Annotated in this window: 17 protein-coding genes; 12 read left to right on the top strand and 5 right to left on the bottom strand. The window is 60.9% G+C overall.

The window, feature by feature from the left end:
* Positions 1-39: 39 nt before the first annotated feature.
* Entirely contained in the window at positions 40-2,202 is a 2,163-nt protein-coding gene (locus CHC01_RS25270) for an acetate--CoA ligase family protein (protein ID WP_089267315.1), read from the bottom strand.
* A 187-nt stretch (positions 2,203-2,389) separates the two neighbouring features.
* Here CHC01_RS25270 and CHC01_RS25265 point away from each other — a divergent pair, with 187 nt between their 5' ends.
* From CHC01_RS25265 to CHC01_RS25225, 10 genes are all read left to right on the top strand, one after another.
* Positions 2,390-3,121, top strand: coding sequence for a GntR family transcriptional regulator (locus CHC01_RS25265; protein ID WP_068730533.1), 732 nt, complete (start codon positions 2,390-2,392; stop codon positions 3,119-3,121).
* A gap of 85 nt (positions 3,122-3,206) precedes the next feature.
* Positions 3,207-4,946 (top strand): oxalyl-CoA decarboxylase, encoded by a 1,740-nt coding sequence (oxc, locus tag CHC01_RS25260; RefSeq protein ID WP_089267117.1) that lies wholly within the window; start codon positions 3,207-3,209, stop codon positions 4,944-4,946.
* 82 nt (positions 4,947-5,028) lie between these two features.
* Entirely contained in the window at positions 5,029-6,306 is a 1,278-nt protein-coding gene (gene frc / locus CHC01_RS25255) for a formyl-CoA transferase (protein WP_089267116.1), read from the top strand.
* Between the two features lie 234 nt (positions 6,307-6,540).
* Positions 6,541-6,678 (top strand): hypothetical protein, encoded by a 138-nt coding sequence (locus CHC01_RS32755; protein ID WP_170849697.1) that lies wholly within the window; start codon positions 6,541-6,543, stop codon positions 6,676-6,678.
* 497 nt (positions 6,679-7,175) lie between these two features.
* On the top strand, positions 7,176-8,189 hold the full coding sequence (locus tag CHC01_RS25250) for a Bug family tripartite tricarboxylate transporter substrate binding protein (RefSeq protein WP_089267115.1): 1,014 nt from the start codon (positions 7,176-7,178) through the stop codon (positions 8,187-8,189).
* Positions 8,190-8,279: 90 nt separating this feature from the next.
* Positions 8,280-8,777, top strand: a complete 498-nt coding sequence (locus tag CHC01_RS25245; RefSeq protein WP_089267114.1) for a tripartite tricarboxylate transporter TctB family protein — start codon at positions 8,280-8,282, stop codon at positions 8,775-8,777.
* 57 nt (positions 8,778-8,834) lie between these two features.
* The gene (locus CHC01_RS25240; protein ID WP_089267113.1) at positions 8,835-10,340 is read left to right on the top strand and encodes a tripartite tricarboxylate transporter permease; all 1,506 of its coding nucleotides are present in this window, start codon (positions 8,835-8,837) and stop codon (positions 10,338-10,340) included.
* Positions 10,341-10,549: 209 nt separating this feature from the next.
* On the top strand, positions 10,550-11,839 hold the full coding sequence (oxlT, locus tag CHC01_RS25235) for an oxalate/formate MFS antiporter (protein ID WP_089267112.1): 1,290 nt from the start codon (positions 10,550-10,552) through the stop codon (positions 11,837-11,839).
* 232 nt (positions 11,840-12,071) lie between these two features.
* On the top strand, positions 12,072-13,382 hold the full coding sequence (oxlT, locus tag CHC01_RS25230; RefSeq protein WP_089267111.1) for an oxalate/formate MFS antiporter: 1,311 nt from the start codon (positions 12,072-12,074) through the stop codon (positions 13,380-13,382).
* Positions 13,383-13,659: 277 nt separating this feature from the next.
* Positions 13,660-14,091 (top strand): CBS domain-containing protein, encoded by a 432-nt coding sequence (locus CHC01_RS25225; RefSeq protein WP_089267110.1) that lies wholly within the window; start codon positions 13,660-13,662, stop codon positions 14,089-14,091.
* Positions 14,092-14,202: 111 nt separating this feature from the next.
* Here CHC01_RS25225 and CHC01_RS25220 read toward each other — a convergent pair whose 3' ends face one another.
* From CHC01_RS25220 to CHC01_RS25205, 4 genes are all read right to left on the bottom strand, one after another.
* A complete protein-coding gene (locus tag CHC01_RS25220; protein ID WP_210421714.1) occupies positions 14,203-16,476 on the bottom strand; it encodes a xanthine dehydrogenase family protein molybdopterin-binding subunit in 2,274 nt (757 codons plus the stop codon).
* A gap of 41 nt (positions 16,477-16,517) precedes the next feature.
* The gene (locus tag CHC01_RS25215) at positions 16,518-17,504 is read right to left on the bottom strand and encodes an FAD binding domain-containing protein (RefSeq protein ID WP_089267108.1); all 987 of its coding nucleotides are present in this window, start codon (positions 17,502-17,504) and stop codon (positions 16,518-16,520) included.
* A complete protein-coding gene (locus CHC01_RS25210) occupies positions 17,501-18,007 on the bottom strand; it encodes a (2Fe-2S)-binding protein (protein WP_089267314.1) in 507 nt (168 codons plus the stop codon). Before CHC01_RS25210 ends, CHC01_RS25215 begins: the two co-directional genes overlap by 4 nt.
* A gap of 67 nt (positions 18,008-18,074) precedes the next feature.
* Positions 18,075-18,677: a MarR family winged helix-turn-helix transcriptional regulator gene (locus CHC01_RS25205; RefSeq protein WP_244558518.1), complete on the bottom strand. Its 603-nt coding sequence runs from the start codon at positions 18,675-18,677 to the stop codon at positions 18,075-18,077.
* 31 nt (positions 18,678-18,708) lie between these two features.
* On the opposite strand from CHC01_RS25205, the gene CHC01_RS25200 reads away from it, so the two are divergent.
* Together CHC01_RS25200 and CHC01_RS25195 are read left to right on the top strand one after the other, a co-directional pair.
* Positions 18,709-19,704, top strand: a complete 996-nt coding sequence (locus CHC01_RS25200) for an NAD(P)H-dependent flavin oxidoreductase (protein WP_089267106.1) — start codon at positions 18,709-18,711, stop codon at positions 19,702-19,704.
* 20 nt (positions 19,705-19,724) lie between these two features.
* Complete coding sequence (locus CHC01_RS25195) at positions 19,725-20,693, top strand: zinc-binding dehydrogenase (RefSeq protein ID WP_089267105.1); 969 nt, start codon at positions 19,725-19,727, stop codon at positions 20,691-20,693.
* Positions 20,694-20,801 lie beyond the last annotated feature (108 nt).

Genomic DNA, 20,801 nt, shown 5'->3' with positions numbered 1-20,801 from the left:
CCGGACGGCGCTTTGTTTTTGTGTATAGATCGAAGCTGCTTACAGCAGGCCCGCTCCGCGTGCCCACTTGTACTTGGCACCAAGCACCTCGACCGGGAGTTCGGTCGAATAAGCGTAAGCCGGAATGCCGTTCTGGTAGAGATATTCGGCGGCTTCCTCGACTTCCACGTCGCCCGCGAGCGAAGCCACCATCGGCTTCTCGATGCCCTTGGCCTTCATCTCGTTCTTGATCTCGACCATGTTCTTCGCGAACACCATCGGCGGCGTCACGATCGTGTGCCAGTAGCCGAGGATCAGCGAGTGGATGCGATCATCGGTGAGGCCCAGCTTCACGGTGTTGACGTAGGTGATCGGCGGTTCGCCACCGGTGATGTCGACCGGGTTGCCGGCGGCGCCGAACGGCGGGATGAACTTGCGGAACGCCGCATCCAGATCCGGCGGCATCGCCATCAGCGACATGCCGTTATCGACCACCGCATCCGACAGCAGCACGCCCGACCCACCGGCACCGGTGATAATCAGCACGTTCTCGCCCTTCGGCGTCGGTAGCACGGGAATGCCACGCGCGAATTCGAGCAGCTGGCGCAGCGAGCGAGCGCGAATGACGCCCGACTGCTTCAGCACGTCCTCATAGATCTTGTCGTTGCCGGCAAGTGCGCCGGTATGCGACGAGGCGGCCTTGGCGCCCGCCGAGGTGCGGCCAGCCTTGAGAACGACGACCGGCTTGATCTTGGAGACGCGCTTGGCGGCTTCGGCGAAGGCGCGGCCATCCTTCAGATCTTCGCAGTGCTGCGCGATGATCGTGGTGTTCGGATCCTGCTCGAAAAAAGCGAGCAGATCGTCCTCGTCGATATCCGACTTGTTGCCGAGACCGACGATTGCCGACACGCCCATCTTGGCGGAGCGCGAGAAGCCGATGATCGCCATGCCGATGCCGCCGGACTGCGACGACAATGCCGCCGAACCCTTCACGTCATAGGCTGTACAGAAAGTCGCGCAGAGATTGGCCGGCGTATAATAGAAGCCATAGATATTCGGCCCCATCAGACGGACGTCATATTTCTTGCCGATTTCGACAATCTCTTCCTGCAGCGCAGGCTCGTTGGCTTCGGCAAAGCCCGACGGAATCAGCACCGCGCCCGGAATTTTCTTCTCGCCGCACTCGATCAGCGCGCCGGCCACAAACTTGGCGGGAATCGCGAATACCGCCGTGTCGATCACGCCCGGAACATCCTTGACGCTCTTATAGGCCTTGCGGCCCATGATCTCTTCGGCCTTCGGATGGATCGGGTAGATGTCGCCCTTGTAGCCACCGTTGATGAGGTTCTTCATCACCGAATTGCCGATCTTGCCGTCTTCGGCGGAGGCGCCGATCACGGCGACGGCCTTCGGCATCATGATGCGATTCATTGCCGTGACGATTTCGGCATTGGAGCGCGGCGCGGGGCGCGGTTTGTAGTCGAAATCGACGACGATGCGCACGTCGGCGGCAATCGCGTCTTTCTTGGTGGCGAAGACCGGGTTGAGATCGAGTTCGACCATTTCCGGGAAATCGCTGACGAGCTGCGATACCTTGACGATGATGTCAGCCAGCGCCTCGCGGTTGGCGGGATCGCCGCCGCGCACGCCGTGCAGCATCTCTGCGGCCTGAATGCCATCAAGCATCGACAGCGCGTCATCATTGGTTGCGGGCGCGAGACGGAAAGTGACGTCCTTCAGCACTTCGACGAGCACGCCGCCGAGGCCGAAGGCCACCAGCTTGCCGAACGAACCATCGGTGATCGAACCGATGATCACTTCGGTGCCGCCCATCAGCATCTGCTGAACCTGGATACCTTCTATCTTCGCATCGGCCTTGTACTTCTTGGCATTGGCCAGAATGGTGTCGTAAGCTTTCTGCGCGTCTTCGGCGGTCTTGACGCCGACAATGACACCGCCCGCTTCGGTCTTGTGGAGAATGTCCGGCGAGACGATCTTCATCACGACCGGGAAGCCCATGCCGCTTGCCATCTTGGCAGCGTCAGCGGCTGAGGTGGCCACGCCTTCTTTCGGCACGGGAATGCCGTATGCGTCACACACAAGCTTGCCCTCGGGGGCGGTCAGGCTGGTGCGCTTGTCGGCTTTGACCGCATCGAGAACTTTGCGGACGGCCTGTTTAGCCGATGGTGTTGCTTCTTTGACGGCAAGATTCGATTGGGACATGGCTTCCTCCTTCACGTCTTTTCCAATAGACGGATTGATGGCATTTGGTATGCCAGAAACTTGATTGTCAAGGCGCGTTGCAGCGCAAAATTGCTGAAATAGCTGTCATCTTGACATGCTGGCATCTGGTATGCCAAAAATTCTTGACGTTATTTCTGTGGTAGGACATCTCGACTGGAGATGATTCATGCCCACGCGAAAACAAACCAAGGCGCCGTCCGTCATGTCTGAAGCCGATATCGCGATCGTTCGGATTGCACCGGAGACCAGCTTCAAGACCAAGGCCTATGAAGCCTTGAAAGAAGCCATTCTTAAGATGGACATCTACACCTCGCCCGATCCGGTGATGCTTGACGAGCGTGCATTGTCGGAACGACTCGGTGTCAGCCGCACGCCTATCCGCGAAGCCATTGCGATGCTGGAACAGGATGGCTTCGTAAAGACTGTGCCACGCCGCGGCATCGTCGTTGTCAGAAAGACCAAGGTCGAGATCGTCGACATGATCCGCGCCTGGGCGGCGCTGGAAAGCATGGCTGCGCGTCTGATCACGACTACCGCACGCAAAAAAGATATCTCGGCGCTGCGCGACTTTTTCAAGGACTTCAACAAGGACCGTCTGCCACAGGACCACGTTGAGGAATATTCGAAAGCGAATATCGCTTTCCACCAGGCACTGATCTCGCTCAGCGAGTCGCCGGTGCTGGTCGATATGACCAACGATATTCTGCTGCATGTGCGTGGCTATCGTCAGCTGACGATCGGACGCACGGACCGTACCGCGACGTCCCTGCCCGAACATCTGGCCATCATTGAAGCGCTTGAGGAGCGCAACACCGAGCTCGCAGAAAAGCGCGCGCGCGATCACACGCTCGGTCTGGCTTCTTATGTCGAAGCCCACGGCCAGGAATTGTTTACGTAAGCGCCGTCTCGCGACGGTTCACCACTCCGCACCACGTCCAATTGAGCAACGACCAACAGTCACAAGAAAAGTCAGGGAGAGCGGGATGTCCGCAGTAGTCCAGAGCATCGATACCAACGCAGCCGCCGAGCAGGAATTGACCGATGGCTTCCATCTGATCATCGATGCACTCAAGCTCAATGGCCTCAACACGATCTATGGCGTGCCGGGCATTCCGATTACCGACTTCGGCCGCATGGCGCAGGCCGAGGGGATCCGGGTGCTGTCGTTCCGTCACGAACAGGCCGCCGGCTATGCCGCATCAATCGCGGGCTATCTCACCAAGAAGCCTGGCGTCTGCCTGACCGTGTCGGCCCCCGGCTTCCTCAACGGCCTTACGGCGCTGGCCCATGCCACCACCAACTGCTTCCCGATGATCCTGATCTCCGGCTCGTCCGAGCGTGAGATCGTCGATCTGCAGCAGGGCGACTACGAGGAAATGGATCAGCTCGCGATCGCCAAGCCGCTGTGTAAGGCCGCGTTCCGCGTGCTGCATGCGGCCGATATCGGTATCGGCCTCGCGCGCGCGATCCGCGCTGCGGTGTCCGGCCGTCCCGGCGGCGTCTATCTCGATCTGCCTGCCAAGCTGTTCGGTCAGGTGATGAATGCCGATGCAGGCAAGAAGTCGCTCGTGAAGGTGATCGACGCCGCGCCGGCGCAGATCCCTGCCCCGGATTCGATCAAGCGCGCACTCGAGGTGCTGAAATCGGCGAAGAAGCCGCTGATCATTCTCGGCAAAGGCGCCGCTTATGCGCAGGCCGACGATGCCGTGAAGGCGCTGGTCGAAACCTCAGGCATTCCGTTCCTGCCCATGAGCATGGCCAAGGGCCTTCTGCCTGACACCCATCCGCAGTGTGCGGGTGCTGCACGTTCGACGGTCCTGAAAGACAGCGACGTCGTCATGCTGATCGGCGCACGCCTCAACTGGCTGCTGTCGCACGGCAAGGGCAAGGCCTGGGGCAGCGCGCCCAAGAAGTTCATCCAGATCGACATCGAGCCGAAGGAAATGGATTCCAACGTCGAGATCGTCGCGCCCGTCGTTGGCGATATCGGCTCCTGCGTCACTGCTTTGCTCGATGGCATGGGCAAGAGCTGGCAGAAGGCATCGTCCGACTGGACATCAGCAGTCACCACGAAGCGCGACGAGAACGTCGCGAAGATGGCACCGAAGCTGATGAACAACAATTCGCCGATGGATTACCACGGCGCGCTTGGTGTTCTGCGCACCATCATCGCCGAGCGTCCGGATGCGATGCTCGTCAACGAAGGTGCCAACACGCTCGACCTCGCCCGCGGCATCGTCGACATGTATCAGCCGCGCAAGCGCATCGATGTCGGCACCTGGGGCATCATGGGCATCGGCATGGGTTATTGCATCGCTGCGGCCGTCGAGACCGGCAAGCCGGTCCTCGCGATCGAAGGCGACAGCGCCTTCGGTTTCTCCGGCATGGAGGTGGAGACGATCTGCCGCTACAATCTGCCGGTCTGCATCGTTGTCTTCAACAATGACGGCATCTATCGCGGCACCGACGTGAATCCGACCGGCGGTTCCGACGTGGCACCGACGGTGTTCGTCAAGGGCTCGCGCTACGACAAGATGATGGAAGCCTTCGGCGGCATCGGCGTGAACGCAACCTCGCCCGACGAACTCAAGCGCGCCGTCAATGCGGCGATGGATTCCGGCAAGCCGACGCTCATCAATGCGGTGATCGATCCGGCGGCCGGCAGCGAGAGCGGCCGTATCGGCAACCTCAATCCGCAGAGCGTGCTCAGCAAGAAGAAATAACACCGCATCCGGCGGGGTCGCGAGACCCCGCCTCCTTTTCTCATATGCCGAGGCGGCAAAACTAGTTTACGGGAGCAAAACAATGACACAGGCGCTCAAAGGCGTTCGCATTCTGGACTTCACCCACGTTCAATCTGGCCCGACCTGCACGCAGTTGCTGGCATGGTTCGGCGCCGATGTGATCAAGGTCGAACGCCCCGGCGTTGGCGACATCACCCGCGGCCAATTGCAGGACGTGCCGAATGTGGACAGCCTGTATTTCACCATGCTGAACCACAACAAGCGTTCGATCACCCTCGACACCAAGAACCCGAAGGGTAAGGAAGTCCTCACCGCGCTGATGAAAGAGTGCGATGTTCTCGTCGAGAACTTCGGACCCGGCGTGCTCGACCGCATGGGCTTCCCGTTCGAAAAGATTCAGCAGATCAACCCGAAGATGATCGTCGCCTCGATCAAGGGGTTTGGTCCTGGTCCCTATGAGGACTGCAAGGTCTATGAGAACGTCGCGCAGTGCACCGGCGGCGCAGCTTCCACCACCGGCTTCCGCGACGGCCTGCCGCTCGTCACCGGCGCACAGATCGGCGATAGCGGCACTGGCCTGCATCTCGCACTCGGCATCGTCACCGCGCTCTATCAGCGCACGCAAACCGGCAAGGGCCAGAAGGTCACCGCCGCGATGCAGGACGGCGTGCTCAACCTGTCGCGCGTCAAGCTGCGCGACCAGCAGCGCCTCGCTCACGGTCCACTCAAGGAATACAGCCAGTTCGGCGAAGGCATTCCGTTCGGCGATGCCGTGCCCCGCGCCGGCAACGACTCCGGCGGTGGTCAGCCCGGCCGCATCCTGAAGTGCAAGGGCTGGGAAACCGACCCGAACGCCTACATCTACTTCATCACTCAGGCGCCGGTGTGGGAGAAGATCTGCGACGTGATCGGCGAACCGACCTGGAAGACCGACCCGGCCTATGCCAAGCCGGCGGTGCGCCTGCCCAAGCTCAACGCGATCTTCGCGCGCATCGAACAGTGGACGATGACCAAGACCAAGTTCGAGGCGATGGAAATCCTCAACCAGGACGACATCCCGTGCGGCCCGATCCTGTCCATGAAGGAACTGGCCGAAGACCAGTCATTGCGTGCGACCGGCACCGTGGTCGAGGTCGATCACCCCGAGCGCGGCAAGTATCTGTCAGTTGGTAATCCGATTAAGCTATCGGAAAGCCCCACCGAAGTGACCCGCTCGCCCCTGCTCGGCGAACATACCGACGAAATCCTCAAGCAGGTGCTGGGCTTCAGCGATCATCAAGTGGCCGAAATCCACGATTCAGGCGCGCTCGACCCGCCGCGCAAGGTTGCCGCTGAGTAATTTCGCCAGTTATTTCAAATAATTACATGCGAAAGGCCGCCGATTGGCGGCCTTTTTCATTTACGGTGATCCAAGCGGAACTTTAATAAGAAAATCAAATCGATCTATATCGCACTGCAAAATCCTCATGCTGCTATGCAAACAAGACAATTGTCCTTGGCATCTGGTATACGTAAATTGATCCCAGATGATGAGGCGCCAAGACGCGGCGGCCTCCAGCAAAGGATCAGATCAATGTCGAAGACTGCTTCTCTCGACCTCACCACATCCACCAGCTTCTTCGCTCGTTTCATGGCCTCGCTCGATCGCGCGCTGATGGCCAGCGCACGCATCTCGGCCCGCAACGGCGACCTGCCCCGCTTCGGCCTGTAAGGCTGCGACGTCACTACTTTTGCGCGGCCAGCCCGCGCAAAATTCTCTGCGTTCCTCCCGACGATGGCCCCGGATTTCCGGGGCCATTTTTTTGTTTGTGTAGTTGCATCGCAGCGACGTCTCGCGTTCCCTGCGACATTTCAGCCTCCCCGGCTTTTAACGGCTCTAATCGCTTGCCGCTTGGCATATCGCATACCAAAATGCGCGAACGGTAATGCTTCACGTCTGAATAGAAAGCATACCTGGGGAGGACAAAGGCTGCGCTGCCTTCGCGGGCACGCGATGCCGTATGCGCAATGACAGAGCGATCCAGACCCACTCATCCTTTTTGCGGGCGAGCCGCTTCGATGCTCGACAGTCTGACGTGCGCATATGGCGCATGCAAGGGCGCGTTTGAACACCTGCAGTCAGGACATTCGAAGGAAGACCCGACCACGCACTGACGATTTCAAAGTCGACGAACGATCGACGCTATCAAAACGAATGGGAGAGAAACAATGAAACGCCTAGGTTCATGTCTCACGCTGGCCGCCGCTGCATCAATTCTCTGCCTGGGAGCGTCTCTCCCGGCATCTGCTGCATGGGAGCCGACGCGCCCCGTCGAATTGATCGTTCCCGCGGGCACCGGCGGCGGCGCCGATCAGATGGCGCGCACCATTCAGGGCATCATCACCAAGCACAGTCTGATGAAACAGCCGCTTGTCGTCATCAACAAGTCGGGAGGCGCGGGCGGCGAAGGTTTCCTCGACGTGAAGTCGGCGAACAACAATCCGCACAAGATCATCATCACGTTGTCGAACCTGTTCACGACACCGCTCGCCACCGGCATTCCCTTCAACTGGAAGGATCTCACCCCGGTCGCGATGCTGGCGCTCGACGAGTTCGTGCTGTGGGTGAATGCCGACAAACCGTACAAGACGGTGAAGGACTATATCGATGCTGTGAAGGCCGCACCGGCCGGCACGATCAAGATGGGCGGCACCGGCTCGAAACAGGAAGACCAGATCATCACGGTCGCGGTCGAGAAAGCGATCGGCAGCAAGTTCACTTACATCCCTTACAAGGGCGGCGGTGAAGTCGCAGTGCAGCTCGTTGGCCAGCATGTCGATTCAACCGTGAACAATCCGATCGAGGCAGTCGCGCAATGGCGCGGCGGCAAGGTGCGTCCGCTCTGCGTCTTCGACAGCAAGCCGATGGCCTATGACGAACAGGTTGCCGACGGCAAGGGCTGGAAGGACATTCCGACCTGCAAGTCGCAGGGGCTCGACATCGAATATGTGATGCTGCGCGGCATCTTCATGGGGCCGAAAGCAACCAAGGATCAGATCGACTATTATGTCGAACTGTTCAAGAAGGTCCGCGCGACGCCCGAGTGGCAGGACCTGATGAAGAGCGGCGCCTTCAACACGACCTTCATGACCGGCGGTGAATATGCCAGCTGGGTTGGCACCGAAGAGAAGCGCCACGAGACGCTGATGAAGGAAGCCGGCTTCCTCGCGCAAGGCAACTGACGCAGGCGCCATGACGCCGGACCTGATCGCACATCAGGTCCGGCACATGCAACACGCTGATCGACGCTGATCTCTCACACAGAGTTTTCCATGACCACGCAGCAATCTCACAACGCAGGCCCATCTCACAAATCGGTCGAAGCCGGCGTCACCACAGTCATCGGCCTGTTCGGCGCCATCGTCGTCTATGGCAGCGTCAAGGCCGGCATCAACTGGGGCGCAGAGGGACCGAAAGCCGGATTCTTCCCGTTCTATATCGGGCTGTTCATTATCATCTCCAGCCTTGTCAATATTTGGAACACGCTGCGCGAGGACGACGGCAGCCTTTTCGCCGAATGGGGCCAGTTGCGCCAGGTTTTCAGCGTCGTCATTCCCACCGGCATCTATGTCGGCGTCCTGCCGTTCATCGGACTCTACGTGTCGTCGATGATCTTCATCGCATGGTTCATGCGCTGGCTCGGCAAATATGAGTGGCCGATCATCGCCGCTATCTCTCTTGGCATGCCTGTCGTTACCTACCTGATCTTCGAACGCTGGTTTCTCGTGCCGCTCCCCAAAGGACCGCTTGAGGATCTGCTCGGTCTCTGATTTCCGCGATCTTTAATTCCGTTGCGTCTGCCGGTCTCTTTCTGAGGACTACTCGAAATGGAAGAAATTGCTAATCTGTTCCAGGGCTTTGCGGTCGCGCTGCAGCCATTCAACATCGCGGTGATGGTGCTCGGCATCGTGCTTGGCGTCATCATCGGCGTGCTGCCCGGCCTTGGCGGCGCCAATGGCGTTGCGATCCTGCTGCCCCTCACCTTCAGCATGCCGCCGACATCGGCCATCATCATGCTGTCCTGCATCTATTGGGGCGCATTGTTCGGAGGTGCGATCACCTCGATCCTGTTCAACATCCCCGGAGAGCCATGGTCGGTCGCCACGACATTCGACGGCTATCCGATGGCCCAGCAGGGCAAGGCTGCCGAAGCACTGACCGCCGCCTTCACGTCCTCTTTCGTTGGTGCGCTGTTCGCCGTCGTCATGATCACCCTGGTCGCGCCGCTGGTCGCAGGCTTCGCCTTACGATTCGGACCCGCGGAAAAATTCGCGGTCTATTTCCTGGCGTTCTGCAGTTTCGTCGGGCTGAGTAAGGAGCCCCCTTTCAAGACCATTGCGGCGATGATGATCGGTTTTGCCCTCGCCGCGGTCGGCCTCGATTCCATTACCGGACAACTGCGACTCACGTTTGGCTCGACCGAACTTCTCAATGGCTTCGACTTCCTGATCGCAGTCATCGGCCTGTTCGGCCTCGGCGAAATCTTCCTCACCATGGAGGAAGGACTGCGCTTCCAGGGCGGCAAGGCGAAGATCGATCTTCGCGTCGTGCTCCGTACCTGGATGAGCTTGCCGCAATACTGGATGACCTCGCTGCGCTCCTGCGTCATCGGCTGCTGGATGGGTGTTACGCCCGCAGGCGCTACACCCGCGTCGTTCATGAGTTACGGGATCGCCAAGCGCGTCTCCAAGAACGGCAACAATTTCGGCAAAGGCGAGATCGAAGGCGTCATCGCTCCGGAAACGGCCGCGCATGCCGCCGGTACCGCAGCCCTGCTTCCGATGCTGTCACTCGGCGTCCCCGGTTCGCCAACTGCCGCTGTGCTTCTTGGTGGTCTGCTGATCTGGGGCCTGCAGCCTGGTCCGATGCTATTCGTCGAGCAGAAGGAGTTCGTCTGGGGCCTGATCGCCTCGATGTATCTCGGCAACCTCGTCGGCCTGATCATCGTGCTGACCTGCGTACCGATCTTCGCAGCAATCCTGCGGGTTCCATTCAGCATCATCGCACCTCTTATCCTGGTGCTCTGTGCGATCGGAGCTTACTCCGTCCACAACTCGACCTTCGACGTGGTGATGATGCTGGTATTCGGAATCATCGGTTACGCACTGAAGAAGTGTAACTATCCCCTCGCCCCGCTGGTGCTGGCCATTGTGCTTGGCGACAAGGCCGAGGAAGCCTTCCGTCAGTCGCTGCTGGGGTCGCAGGGATCGCTCGGGATCTTCTTCTCGAACACACTGGTCAGCAGCATCATGATCCTCGGCCTGATCGCGCTGTTCTGGTCGGTGATCCAGAACGGCTTCACCCGGCTGCGTACTCGCACTGCAGCAGCGTAAGTAACGATACAAATAACTGTTCAAACCCAAAAGCCGGCGGTCTGGACCGCCGGCTTTGTGCTGTCTTGTAGTATCGCAGTACAGCATTCAGTCATGCGAAACTTGCAGCGGCAAATTGGCAAGATTTCGCTTGTTAGTTGGCATATCATATACCAAACTATCCTTCGCAGCTGTCGAGCTCTCAATAGAACAGCGCTTTAGGAGGAACTATGACTGATGCAGTTCACGGGGTGGCGCCAGCTGCCGCACGTGTCAGCGATGCCTACCGCTGGACACAACTCGCCATCGGCGTTGGCGCGATGGTGATGATCGCCAACTATCAATACGGCTGGACCTTCTTCGTCCCCGACATCCAGAAGAAGTTCGGCTGGGATCGTGCGTCGATCCAGTGGGCCTTCACCCTCTTCGTTCTGTTCGAGACCTGGCTGGTGCCGGTCGAAGGATGGTTCGTCGATAAATACGGCCCGAAGCTCGTCGTCCTTATCGGCGGCATCCTCTGCGGCATCGGCTGGGCGATCAATGCACAGGCGGAAACGCTCAACGGCTTCTATCTCGGCATGATCGTTGCGGGCATCGGCGCTGGCGGCGTCTACGGCACCTGCGTCGGCAATGCCCTGAAGTGGTTTCCTGACAAGCGCGGCCTCGCGGCTGGCATCACCGCCGCAGGCTTTGGTGCCGGCTCCGCCCTCACGGTCGCGCCGATCCAGGCCATGATCCAGGATTCCGGCTTCCAGACCGCATTTCTGTATTTCGGTCTCGGGCAAGGCATCATCATCGTGATCCTCTCCTTCTTCCTGTTCGCGCCAAAGGCTGGACAGGTACCGGCGGTCACGCAGAACGCCAACGTGATCCAGACCCGCCGTAACTACGCGCCGACAGAAGTCATCCGTCATCCGATCTTCTGGCTGATGTACTTCATGTTCGTGATCGTCGGTGCCGGCGGCCTGATGGTGACGGCCAACCTGAAGCCCATTGCGGCCGACTGGAAGATCGACAACGTACCCGTCACGCTCATGGCCATGACGATGACGGCGGTCACCTTCGCAGCCACCATCGACCGCGTACTCAACGGCCTGACACGTCCGTTCTTCGGCTGGATCTCCGACATGATCGGCCGCGAGAACACGATGTTCATCGCCTTCGGCATGGAAGGCGTCGGCATCTGGGCGCTGTATATGTGGGGTCACGATCCGCTGTGGTTCGTGTTGTTGTCGGGCTTTGTATTCTTCGCCTGGGGTGAGATCTATTCGCTCTTCCCATCGACCTGCACCGACACCTTCGGCTCCAAGTTCGCAACGACCAATGCCGGCCTGCTCTATACGGCAAAGGGGACGGCAGCACTTCTGGTGCCGGTCGCGAACTATATGCAGCAGTCGTCGGGCACGTGGGACAGCGTGTTCCTGATCGCCGCCGGTGCCAATATCCTGGCATCACTCCTCGCGATCGCGGTGCTGAAGCCTTGGCGTAAGGTCGTCGTCAGCAAGGCGCTGGCGACCTAAAAACGCAAAAAGCCTCAAGAAAACAACGCGCTCAGCCCCGGCTGGGCGCGTTTTGCGTGGGCGATGCGCCGCTCGCCAAGGCGTGATCACCTTCACGCAACAATCGGCCAAGACCACCTTGCATCGTGGAATATAATATACCAGTCTCCGACCAAGCGACGCCTGCGGCAATACGCCACAACCTTAGCGACACCACGCCGCAAGGGAAAAAGCGCGCATCGGAGGAAACACGATGGCTCAACCAGACTTCACCACCGCGTCCAACCCACGCGGCAGCTTCCGCTGGATTCAACTCGTGATGGGCATCGTCTGCATGGCGATGATCGCCAATCTGCAATACGGATGGACGCTGTTCGTCGATCCCATCGACGCCAAATATCACTGGGGTCGCGCCGCGATCCAGCTTGCCTTCACCCTGTTCGTCGTCGTCGAAACCTGGCTGGTGCCGGTCGAAGCGTGGTTCGTCGACAAATACGGTCCCCGCGTCGTCATCATGTTCGGCGGAGCCATGATCAGCCTCGCCTGGGTGCTGAACTCCTATGCGGACTCACTGGTGATGCTTTACGCCGGCGCCGTCGTCGGCGGCATCGGCGCCGGTTCGGTCTACGGCACCTGCGTCGGCAATGCTCTGAAGTGGTTTCCCGATCGCCGCGGCCTCGCTGCGGGCGCCACGGCGGCAGGCTTCGGCGCTGGCGCTGCGATCACCGTCGTGCCGATCGCGCATATGATAGCCGAGAGCGGCTATCAACATGCGTTCTTCACCTTCGGCATTGGCCAGGGCGTGATCGTGTTCATGCTCGCCTTCTTCATGCGTCCGCCTGGGCAGGCCGTGCCGGTAACGAGGAAACAACTCAATCTGCCGCAGACAAAGACGGATTTCACGCCGCCGCAAGTCCTGCGCAGCCCGATCTTCTGGGTCATGTATCTGGTCTTCGTGATGGTCGCCGCCGGTGGCTTGATGACCGCAGCGCAGATCGCGCCCATCGCGCATGACTACAATATTGCGAATTCTCCGGTGACATTGGCCGGCTTCCAGATGGCAGCACTGACCTTCGCCATCTCGCTCGATCGCATCTTTGACGGGTTCGGCCGCCCGCTCTTCGGTTGGTTGTCGGATCAGATCGGTCGTGAACACACCATGTTCATCGCCTTCGGCACCGCCGCGCTGATGCTGCTGACGCTGTCGGCCTATGGCCACAACCCACTCGTCTTCGTACTGGCGACTGCGGTCTATTTCGGCGTGTTCGGTGAGATCTACAGTTTGTTCCCGGCAACATCAGGCGATACGTTCGGTGCCAAATATGCCGCGACGAATAACGGCATGCTCTACACCGCAAAGGGCACGGCGGCATTGTTGGTACCGCTCGCGAGCCTGATTGCAGCGAGCTATGGATGGCAGGCCGTGTTTGTGATCGCCGTTGCACTCAATGCCACGGCTGCGTTGCTCGCTTTGTTCGTTATCAAGCCGATGCGGCGTGCATTCATTCTGGGAAGCGAGCCTGCCGTAACGGAAGCCGCGGCGCACAGCGCCAAGACCGCCTGATCAATGGAAGCTCGTTCAAGATTTCAGGGGCGCACGCGAGTGCGCCCCTTTTTTCATGCCCAACTGGCATACCAGAGTTCCGACTGGATTCGCTGGTGCGATAGAAGCACGGCGAAAAACACGCGCCACGCAGCAATAAACGTCAGAAACACTGACTCTCTTTCTTGACCACCGGGCTTCGATATCCTCGTTTCCGCGTTGACAACTGGCATACCGTATACCAATCTTGCGCCTACAAGATCGATCCTCAGCCGATCAGCCAAGGGAGGTTATTGCCATGCAAGTCGGAGATATCCTGCGTAGGAAGAGCACCCGTATCGCCACTGTCCGCATGAACGAGACCGTCGCCATCGCGGCGCAATTGCTCCGGACGGGCAATATCAGCGCACTGGTCGTGAAGGACGTGTGCCGCACCGAGGGCAACACCGCGGTCGGCATGTTCTCGGAACGCGACGTGGTGCGCGCGATCGCCGAACACGGCGCCGCCGGCGTCAATCGCAAGGTCTCGGATATGATCTCGGTCCAGGAATTGATTTCCTGCCACTCGACCGACACGCTCGAACATGTGCGACACCTGATGAACAAGCATCACATTCGGCACGTCCCGGTCATCGACGATCACACGCTGATCGGCGTGATCAGCATCCGCGACATCAGCAGGGCGCTCGATCATGAGGATGCACCGCAAGCGCATGCAGCGGTCGCCTGAGGCCTAGCCTCAAGCTCACTTCGCGTTTCCATACCGGTATCGACACGGACCGCCAGCGGTCCGTGATGCCAGTTCTTTTGCCTTGTCCGCGCTGCACGCGATCGAGATCCTTCAATCGCCGAACAGCTTGTCCGGCGTCAGCGGCAGATCGCGGACGCGTTTTCCGGTCGCGTTGAACACCGCATTGGCGATGGCGGCGGCAACACCGGCGATGCCGATCTCGCCGATCCCGCGCGCGCCCATCGGCGTGCGAGGGTCCGGAATGTCGGTCCACAACACGTCGATCTCCGGCACGTCGAGATGCACGGGCACGTGATAGTCCGTCATCGACGCACTCATGATCCGCCCGTTACGTTTGTCGAGTAGCGTCTCTTCGGTGAGCGCCATACCAAGCCCCATGATCATGCCGCCGCGAAACTGGCTGGTCGCCGTCTTGGGATTGAGGATGCGGCCGCAATCGAACGCTCCAACAAGACGGGTGACCCGGACCTCGCCGGTCACCTCGCTAACGCGGAGTTCACAAAAGATGGCCGATCGGCTGTGCATGGAGAATTTCAGGATTTCGAGCGGTGCCCCGCTCTCTCCCATCGCGCTGATCTCGCTGCGCGACGCGCGCTCGAGGATCGACGCGAAGCTCTCGTAGCGCGATGGCTCGCCGACCTTGCGCAGGCCGTGATTGGCGAATTCGATCTCGTTCGCCCGCAATCCCGCCAGCGGCGTGTCGTTACCAGCCAGCCGCAGCAGATCTCCGGCCAGTTTCACGCTGGCCGCGTTGATCGCAGCGCCGAGCGAAGCTGTCTGCGATGAGCCGCCCGCAAAGCTGCCGAAAGGCAGATCGGTGTCGCCAATCCGCACGGTGACGTGATCGAGCGGCAAACCGAGACGATCCGCAGCATGCTGTCGCTGCACCGTCGCAGTGCCCATGCCCATCTCATGCGCGGCACTCGACACCGTGGCGTGGCCATTGCTGTCGATCGTGATCCGCGCCGACATGCCGGGCATGCGCACATAGGGGAAAGAGCCGGTGGCACAGCCCATGCCGATCAGCCATTCGCCGTCCTGACGCGACTTTGGTGTCGCCGCGCGGCGATCCCAACCGAACTTTTTCGCGCCGAGCTCATAGGCCAGCGTCAGGTCACTTTGGGAATGCGGCGCACCGCTGACCGGATCGGTATCGCCGATATTGCGCAGCCTCAATGCGATCGGATCGATGCCGAGATCATGCGCGAGCTCGTCCATCGCGCTCTCGATGGCAAAGGTGCCGACCGCCTCGCCGGGCGCGCGCATGAATGTGTTGGCCAGCAGATCGAGATCGAGCGTGTGCTGCACGATATCGTAGCTCTCCGATTCATAAAGCGAGCGGCCTGACAGGGTGAAGGCCTCGTCGCAGACGCTATGCGGGGGTTTGACGGAGAAACCTTGATGCAACAGTGCCTTCAGCTTTCCGGTCGCATCGGCGGCCAGCGCCACGCGCTGCTCGGTCTGGCTCCGGCCGCCGATCAATCGATGCATGCTGGCACGCGACAATGCGATCCGCACCGGCCGGCCCGCGAGTTTCGATGCTGCAGCGCCCAGGATCTGGTGATCCCACAGCGCCTTGCCACCGAAAGCGCCGCCGACGAAGGGGGAGCTGACAAAGACCTGCGTATCCTTGATGCCGAACACTTTGGCGAGCGAACCCGCGGTGCCATTGAGCATCTGCGTCGCGTCATGCACGATCAGGCGGTCGCCTTGCCAGGTAATCGTCGCGGCATTGGGCTCGATCGGATTGTGATTATGCCAGGGCGTCCGATAGACCGCATCGACACTGCCCGCAGCGTTTCGAAATGCCGCGTCCGTATCGCCGCGCTTCAGCCGGTTGCGTTCGATCATCAGCGAGTCCGGCGTCGTCGCGTCAGCCTTGGCATCCTCGAACCGGGTGCGTGCGGCAGCTTGCTCGTAACGAACCACAATAAGCGACGCTGCATGATCCGCCTGCTCCTGGGTCTCGGCCAGCACCAGCGCTACCGTCTGCCCATTCCAGCGGATGTCTGCATCCTGCATGATCGGGAGAATGTTGTTTCCTGCGGCCTTGAGGTTGGTCATGCCGATCGGCGGCGGCAACGCCAGTTTCGGCGCATTGCGATGGGTCATCACCAACACCACGCCCGGTGCGGCTTCCGCGGCAGCAAGATCGAGTTCGGTGATCTTGCCGCGCGCGATGGTCGAATGCACGCAGGCTGCATAGACCAGCCCGTCCATTCGCACTTCCGCAGCAAAGCGTGCAACGCCCTGCACTTTGTCGGGACCATCGACCCGCGACTGCTGCGTGCCGAGGGTGACGCGCTTATCGATCAGCGGATCGCGCGTGCCGCCCGGCAGCCAGCTCGATGGCACATACCCCATCGCCGTGCGAACACCACCGACGATCGCATTTTGCAGCTTGCTCATGCGCCTGCTCCTGTCAGATCGCCGAGAACAGCGGCCATGGTTCGCTTTGCGAGTTCGATCTTGAAGGCGTTGGCTTCAGTGGGTTTAGCCGCAGCGAGTTCGACATCGGCGGCCCGCAGGAAGTTCTCCCGGGTCGGCGCCTCGCCGCGCAGGACGTCTTCGGCCTGCACAGCGCGCCATGGCTTTGCGGCGACACCGCCCAGAGCAATCCGTACGTCCCTGATCCGGCCGTCGGCGACATCCAGCCCGGCTGCGACGGACACCAGCGCGAAAGCGTAGCTCGAGCGATCGCGGACCTTGCGATAGCGAGAATTGGCTGCGGCAGCGCTGGGGGATATCGCGATTGCGGTGATGAGCTCGCTTGGCCGCAAAACGGTCTCGATGTGCGGCGTCGTCCCCGGCAGTTGATGGAAATCCAGCAGCGGCACGCTGCGTGGGCCCATTGGGCCATCAAGATGCACGATTGCATCCAGCGCCGCGAGCGCCACGCACATGTCCGACGGAAGCGTCGCGATACAATGCTCGGAAGTGCCGAGGATCGCATGATTGCGGCTGAGGCCGTCGATGGCATCGCAGCCGGCTCCGGGCTCACGTTTATTGCATCGTGATCCCGCAGCATCGTAAAAATACGAGCAGCGCGTTCGTTGCATCAGGTTGCCGCCGACGGTGGCCATGTTGCGGATCTGCGCCGACGCACCGGCCAGCAGTGCGCGGGACAGCATCGGATACTGCGCGCGCACGACCGGATGCGCGGCCACCGCGCTGTTGCGAGCGGTGGCGCCGATGATCAGGCCGCCTTCGGAGGTCACATCGATAGTAGCAGGCAGTCGGCTGACATCGACCAGCGCCGCGGGCGCTTCGATATTCTGCCGCATCAGATCGACGAGATTGGTGCCACCGCCGAGAAAGCGGCAGTGCCCGGCGGCGGCGAGCGACAGGGCTTCAGTCTGGTCGGCGGCGCGCCTATAATCGAACGGCGTCATGCGGCGTCTCCAACCAGCTGTTCTTCGATCGCTTCGACAATGCCGTGATGGGCACCACAGCGGCACAGATTGCCGCTCATGCGCTCGCGGATTTCCTCGCGGGTGGTGCTGCCCTGCCCCGCAACGAGATCGGCGGTGACATAACTGGGATCGCCGCGGCGCATCTCGCCGAGCATCGCGACCGCCGAGCAGATCTGCCCGGGCGTACAATAGCCGCACTGCAAGCCATCGTGCTCGATGAATGCGCGCTGCAGGGGATGCATGTCACCCTGCTTGCTCAGGCCTTCGATGGTGGTCACTACGCGCCCGTCCGCCTGCACGGCAAGTGTCAGACAGGACAGCACTCGCTCGCCATCGAGAATGACGGTGCAGGCGCCGCAGGCGCCCTGATTGCAGCCCAGCTTGGTGCCGGTCAGGCCGATCCGTTCACGCAGAAGGTCGAGCAGCGAAACCCGGGGATCGGCGGGCAACGAGTAGTCCGTACCATTGATGGCGATGGCCATGAGCGCCTCCGTGAGGAACCGGCTTACGGCCGGCGGCACGCTCAAGATAGTACGAACTTCGTAATGTTCAAGTTTCGTTGTCGGCGATTTTTTCCGTCAACCGGATCAATTCGTTACGCTCGATCGGGTCGAGTGACCGCAGCATCATCTGACAGGCCGCGCGATAGCCGGCGACCTGTTCTTCCACCACCTGCTTGCCCTTCTCGGTCGCGGTCAACGCCACGGACCGGCGATTGTCTTCGGGCCGGCGACGCTCGACCAGGGCCTTTTTGACGAGCCGGTCGATGGCAGAGGACATGGTGGTCATAGCGACATTGAGATAGCGGGCGACGTCGCCTATCAGGCAGCCGGGATTGTCACCGACAAACACCAGCGTCTGCGCGTCGAGCGCATTGAGCGCGTTGTCGGCGGCAGCGGCTGCCTCCGCGACTTTGAATTTGCGCGTGAAACGTTCAAAAGCGCGCGTGAGTTGTTCGATCTGTTGCGGGGTCGGCTCGGTCATGCGCGGGAGAAAAGCATGTTCGCGCCGCGAGTTCCAGCGATCACGACGGCACGCCCCACGCATCAGACCTGCATCGGCGGCGCATGGGGCCGTATCCCGTGGCGGTAGACATTGCTGCGCCCCACCGGCATCCTTCGCCCCGAACAAGCAAGAACCATTCGGCGCCAAGCGCGTCTCCGGGGAAACAAGAGGACCAATCATGATCAAGACGCGCTTCACCGAGCTCGTGGGTGTCGAACACCCGATCGTCCAGGGCGGCATGCAGTGGGTCGGCCGCGCCGAGCTCGTCGCCGCAGTGGCCAATGCCGGCGCGCTCGGCCTGATCACCGCACTGACCCAGCCGACGCCGGAAGACCTCACCAAGGAAATCGCGCGCTGCCGCGACATGACCGACAAGCCGTTCGGCGTGAACCTGACCATTCTGCCAACCATCAAGCCGCCACCCTATGCGGAATATCGCCAGGCCATCATCGAGGCCGGCATCAAGGTGGTCGAGACTGCCGGCAACAAGCCGCAGGAACACGTCACCGAATTCAAGAAGCACGGCATCAAGGTCATCCATAAATGCACCAGCGTGCGCCACGGCCTCTCCGCCGAGCGGATGGGCGTCGATGCGATCTCCATCGACGGCTTCGAATGCGCCGGCCATCCCGGTGAGGACGACACCCCCGGCCTGATCCTGATTCCGGCCGCGGCCGACAAGATCAAGATCCCGATGATCGCCTCGGGCGGCTTCGGCGACGGCCGCGGCCTTGTCGCCGCGCTGGCGCTTGGTGCCGAGGGCATCAACATGGGCACCCGCTTCATGTGCACCAAGGAAAGCCCGATCCATCAGCTGGTGAAGGAACGCATCGTTGCCAATGACGAACGCGAGACCGACCTGATCTTCCGCACCATGCGCAACACCTCGCGCGTCGCCAGGAACGCGGTGAGCAAACAGGTCGTCGCCATGGAGAAGGAAGGCGCCACTTTCGAACAGATCAAGGAACTCGTCGCCGGTGCCCGCGGCAAGCTGGTCTATTCGCACGGCGACGCCGAAGATGGCATCTGGTCGGCCGGCCAGGTCCAGGGCCTGATCCACGACATCCCGAGCTGCCAGGAACTCGTGTCGCGCATCATGCATGATGCCGAGACGATTATCCGCGCACGCTTCGAAGCCATGCTTGATGGCAGCCAGCGCCAGGCCGCTGAATAGACGGAACGGAAAGCAGAGCCATGAAAGCTTATGTCTACGGCGCCAACGGCGCTGCGATCGGTGATGCCCCGAAACCCTCACCCACGGGCACGCAGGTGCTGGTCAAGGTGAAGGCCTGCGGCCTCAACCGCGCCGACCTCGGCATGACCAAAGGCCATGTCCACGGTGCTGCCGGCGGCGTCGGCACGGTGCTGGGAATGGAATGGGCGGGCGAGATCGCCGAACTCGGCCCGGAGGCCAAGGGCGTCAAGGTCGGGGATCGCGTGATGGGTTCCGGCGGTGCGGCCTTTGCCGAATTCGCCGTCACCGATCACGGCCGGCTGTTCCACATGCCAGCCAGCATGAGCTTCGAGGATGCCTGCACCCTGCCCGTCGCCATCACCACGATGCACAATGCGCTGGTGACCAATGGTGGGCTGCAGCCCGGCCAATCGGTCCTGATCCAGGGCGCCAGTTCCGGCGTCGGCCTGATGGCGCTGCAGATCGCCAGGCTCAAGGGCGCAAAGACGGTGATCGGTTCATCCACCGACGCCGCACGTCGCGCCCGGCTGAAGGACTTCGGCGCCGACCTCGCCATCGATTCGAAAGATGCCGGCTGGGTCGATCAGGTGCTCAAGGCCACGGGTGGCGATGGCGTCGATCTGATCGTCGACCAGATCTCAGGGCCCGTCGCCAACCAGAACCTGAAAGCCACGAAGGTGATGGGACGCATCGTCAATGTCGGCCGCCTCGGCGGCACGCATGGCGATTTCAATTTCGATCTCCATGCCGCCCGCCGCATCACCTATATCGGCGTGACCTTCCGCACGAGGTCACTGCAGGAGATTCGTGACATCTTCAGTGCGGTGCGTGCGGACATCTGGCCCGCCGTCGAAGCCGGCCAACTAAAACTGCCGATCGACAAGATCTACGCATTCGACGACATCGGAACGGCGTTCGACCGCATGGAAGCAAACAAGCATCTCGGCAAGATCGTGGTCACGTTGTAACGCGCGTTCTGCGAGTCATTGATTTCAACGCCGCGCGTGATTCTCATGCGCGGCGTTCCTGTTTCGGACTCATGCAAGTACCGAACAGTGATGAAATTCTCCGGTGGA

It is taken from the genome of Tardiphaga sp. OK246 (genome assembly GCF_900188215.1).
Lineage (GTDB): Bacteria > Pseudomonadota > Alphaproteobacteria > Rhizobiales > Xanthobacteraceae > Tardiphaga > Tardiphaga robiniae.
Note: the sequence above shows the minus strand (reverse complement) of the source record. Positions and strands in the feature narration are given on the sequence as shown.

Coding starts and splice junctions, on each gene's coding strand:
- CHC01_RS25245 (WP_089267114.1), top strand. CDS start 8,280: ATGACCACGCAGCAATCTCACAACGCAGGCCCATCTCACAAATCGGTC.
- CHC01_RS25250 (WP_089267115.1), top strand. CDS start 7,176: ATGAAACGCCTAGGTTCATGTCTCACGCTGGCCGCCGCTGCATCAATT.
- CHC01_RS32755 (WP_170849697.1), top strand. CDS start 6,541: ATGTCGAAGACTGCTTCTCTCGACCTCACCACATCCACCAGCTTCTTC.
- CHC01_RS25195 (WP_089267105.1), top strand. CDS start 19,725: ATGAAAGCTTATGTCTACGGCGCCAACGGCGCTGCGATCGGTGATGCC.
- oxlT (WP_089267111.1), top strand. CDS start 12,072: ATGGCTCAACCAGACTTCACCACCGCGTCCAACCCACGCGGCAGCTTC.
- CHC01_RS25225 (WP_089267110.1), top strand. CDS start 13,660: ATGCAAGTCGGAGATATCCTGCGTAGGAAGAGCACCCGTATCGCCACT.
- CHC01_RS25215 (WP_089267108.1), bottom strand. CDS start 17,504: ATGACGCCGTTCGATTATAGGCGCGCCGCCGACCAGACTGAAGCCCTG.
- CHC01_RS25240 (WP_089267113.1), top strand. CDS start 8,835: ATGGAAGAAATTGCTAATCTGTTCCAGGGCTTTGCGGTCGCGCTGCAG.
- CHC01_RS25265 (WP_068730533.1), top strand. CDS start 2,390: ATGCCCACGCGAAAACAAACCAAGGCGCCGTCCGTCATGTCTGAAGCC.
- CHC01_RS25200 (WP_089267106.1), top strand. CDS start 18,709: ATGATCAAGACGCGCTTCACCGAGCTCGTGGGTGTCGAACACCCGATC.
- oxc (WP_089267117.1), top strand. CDS start 3,207: ATGTCCGCAGTAGTCCAGAGCATCGATACCAACGCAGCCGCCGAGCAG.
- oxlT (WP_089267112.1), top strand. CDS start 10,550: ATGACTGATGCAGTTCACGGGGTGGCGCCAGCTGCCGCACGTGTCAGC.
- CHC01_RS25220 (WP_210421714.1), bottom strand. CDS start 16,476: ATGGGGTATGTGCCATCGAGCTGGCTGCCGGGCGGCACGCGCGATCCG.
- CHC01_RS25270 (WP_089267315.1), bottom strand. CDS start 2,202: ATGTCCCAATCGAATCTTGCCGTCAAAGAAGCAACACCATCGGCTAAA.
- CHC01_RS25210 (WP_089267314.1), bottom strand. CDS start 18,007: ATGGCCATCGCCATCAATGGTACGGACTACTCGTTGCCCGCCGATCCC.
- frc (WP_089267116.1), top strand. CDS start 5,029: ATGACACAGGCGCTCAAAGGCGTTCGCATTCTGGACTTCACCCACGTT.